Below are 2,525 nucleotides of genomic sequence, written 5' to 3'. Positions count from 1 at the left end.
CGCTGGGCGGATGCCGCTCGAACAAGGCCTGCAAGTGCCCGATCAGGGCCTGCCGTTGGTCCGCCGGCAGGTCGCGCGGCAGGTTGCGGTCCCAGTCGAGGGCGATCCAGGCCTTGATGAAGTCCGGGTCGTAATGCTCGCTGTCGGCGAGCATCAGGTAGGCCTTCAAGCCTTCATAGAGGAAGTCGGAATTGCCGCCGCCGTGCAGTTGCTCTTCGATGCGCGTCACCAAACGGGGCGCGAACACGGCGATCAACAGCTTGCGGTAGACGCTGGCGGATTCGGCTTCGAGCATGTCGCCCTGATACAGGCCCAAGCCTTCGGACCAGCTCGGCGAGTCGCCCGCCAGGTTCTTCACCGCATTGAGCAACGGCAATACCGCGAGTACTTCGCGCTGTGCCGGGCTGAGGTTCTGCACGGTCTGGCCCAACGGCGCGACCTTCTGGTCAACCTGGGCGATGTAGGCCTGGTTGGCGCGATAACTCACCCACCACAACGTGCTGACGACCAGTACCAGCGCCACGGTTGCGGCCAGCACACCCCGGGCAATCCACTTGCGACGGCGCTCGACCTTCGGGTTGACGCCCACCAGGCCACGCTCGGCAAACGCCACGGCGGTGAACAGTTTTTCGATGAAGTAACTGCGCCCGGTGCCGGTCTGGCGCGCCAGGTGCTGGCGGTCCAGGTTCATGCTCTGGGCCATGGCGCCGATCAAGCGGTCAATCGGGCTGCCTTCCTGGGTGCCGCTGGTGAAGTACACACCGCGCAGCAAGACGCGCTCTTCAAAGGCGTTGGGTTTGAACACGCCTTCGAGGAAGCCTTGCAGGCAATCCTTCAACGCGCCGAACTGCTGCGGGAAACCGTAGATCAGGTCGCGCCGCGCCGGATCGCGTTCCTGTTGCAGGCGCTCCACCAGACGCTCGTTGAGGCGCTGTTCCAGGCCGGCGAACTCGCTTTGCAGATGGGCCAGCGGGCTGTCGCTGTTCTTGCCGTCGTCCAGGGCGAAGGTCATGCCCCACACTTGGGCGCGCTCTTCCTTGCTCAGGTTGTCGAAGAACTCCATGAAGCCCGGCACCAGGTCGAGCTTGGTGAGCATCAGGTAGATCGGGAAGCGCACGCCCAGTTGGGTGTACAGCTCCTGGATGCGCAGGCGGATCGCGGCGGCATGGGCGGCACGCTCGGCATCGCTGCCCAGCAGCAGGTCCGAGAGGCTGATGGCGATAAACGCACCGTCAATCGGGCGCCGGGATCGCTGCTTTTTCAGCAGGTCGAGAAAGCCCAGCCAGGCGGCTTTATCCACCGTGGAGTTGCTGTCCTGGGTGGTGTAGCGGCCAGCGGTGTCGAGCAATACGGCCTGGTCGGTAAACCACCAATCGCAATTGCGCGTACCGCCCACGCCCCGTACCGCACCGGCACCCAACTGCGCCGCCAAGGGAAAGTGCAGCCCGGAATTGACCAGCGCGGTGGTCTTGCCCGAGCCCGGTGGGCCGATGATCACATACCACGGCAGCTCATACAGGTTGCGGCGCTCGTCACCGCCCAGCTTGGCCTTTTTCAACAGGGCCAGGGCTTCGTCCATGCGCTGGCGCAGGGTCGCCAGCTCTTCGGCGGTGGCGACGCTGGCAGGGTCTGGCGGGGTTTCCGCCGCGAGGCTGCGCATCACTTCGGCAGCCTGGCGCCGGGCCTGGATAATCCGGAACACGCGGTAGGCAATCCACACCGCGAACACCAGGATGATCAGCGCCCAGCGGCGCCCTTCCGGCACCAGCACATCGAGCAACGGGCCCACAAACCAGATGATCAGGCTCAAGGCAATCAGGCCCAGCAGCGGGATCACCCAGCGAATCACAAAACTGAAAAACGCCTTCACTCGACGCCCTCCGCCAATACGGTGATTTCTACCCGGCGATTGCGCGCACGGCCTTCGGCTGTGGCGTTGGTCGCCACCGGCTCGGTGTCGCTGCGGCCTTCGGCGCTGAAGCGTTCCGGCTGGCCGGTCTTGGCCGCGAGAATCTCCAGCACCGACTTGGCCCGCGCCTCGGACAGCGCCCAGTTGGACGGAAAGCGCAGGGTCGCAATCGGACGGTTATCGCTGTGGCCGGTGACCCGCACCTGGCCCTTGACCTTGCGGATGGCGTCGGCAATACGCAGCATCAGCGGCTGGAAGTCATCGACGATGCTGGAGCTGGCCGAGGCGAACAGTTCATCACCACGGATGGTCACCACGGAGCGGTCGACGGCATCTTCCACGGCTACGCGACCGGCCTTGATGTCTTCCACCAGGAAGCCTGCCAGACGCGGTCGCTCAATGATTTTCGGCTGGGCCACCGGACGGTCGATGGCCTGCACCGGGATCTCCCCCAGGGCATGAATATTCTTGAACACCGGCTCGGCATCCGACGCCAGTTTCATCCGCAACCCGAACAGCAATGCCAACAGCAGTGCCAGGCCGATGGCCACGGCGATCCACGGCGGCATGAACTGCGCCAGGCGATCACGGGCCACGGTCACGCCGCGCCAATGGG

2 protein-coding genes are annotated in these 2,525 nt (G+C 64.8%); both read right to left on the bottom strand.

Annotated elements, in window-relative coordinates; all coding sequences use genetic code 11:
- The coding region (gene tssM / locus HX846_RS17450; protein WP_178965783.1) for a type VI secretion system membrane subunit TssM at positions 1 to 1,870 on the bottom strand (1,870 nt) is incomplete at its 3' end.
- The coding region (gene tssL / locus HX846_RS17445) for a type VI secretion system protein TssL, long form (RefSeq protein WP_178965782.1) at positions 1,867 to 2,525 on the bottom strand (659 nt) is incomplete at its 5' end. The genes tssL and tssM, both read right to left, overlap by 4 nt.

The organism is Pseudomonas sp. K5002 (assembly GCF_013386655.1).
Classification (GTDB): Bacteria; Pseudomonadota; Gammaproteobacteria; order Pseudomonadales; family Pseudomonadaceae; genus Aquipseudomonas.
This window is presented reverse-complemented; position numbering and strand designations above follow the sequence as displayed.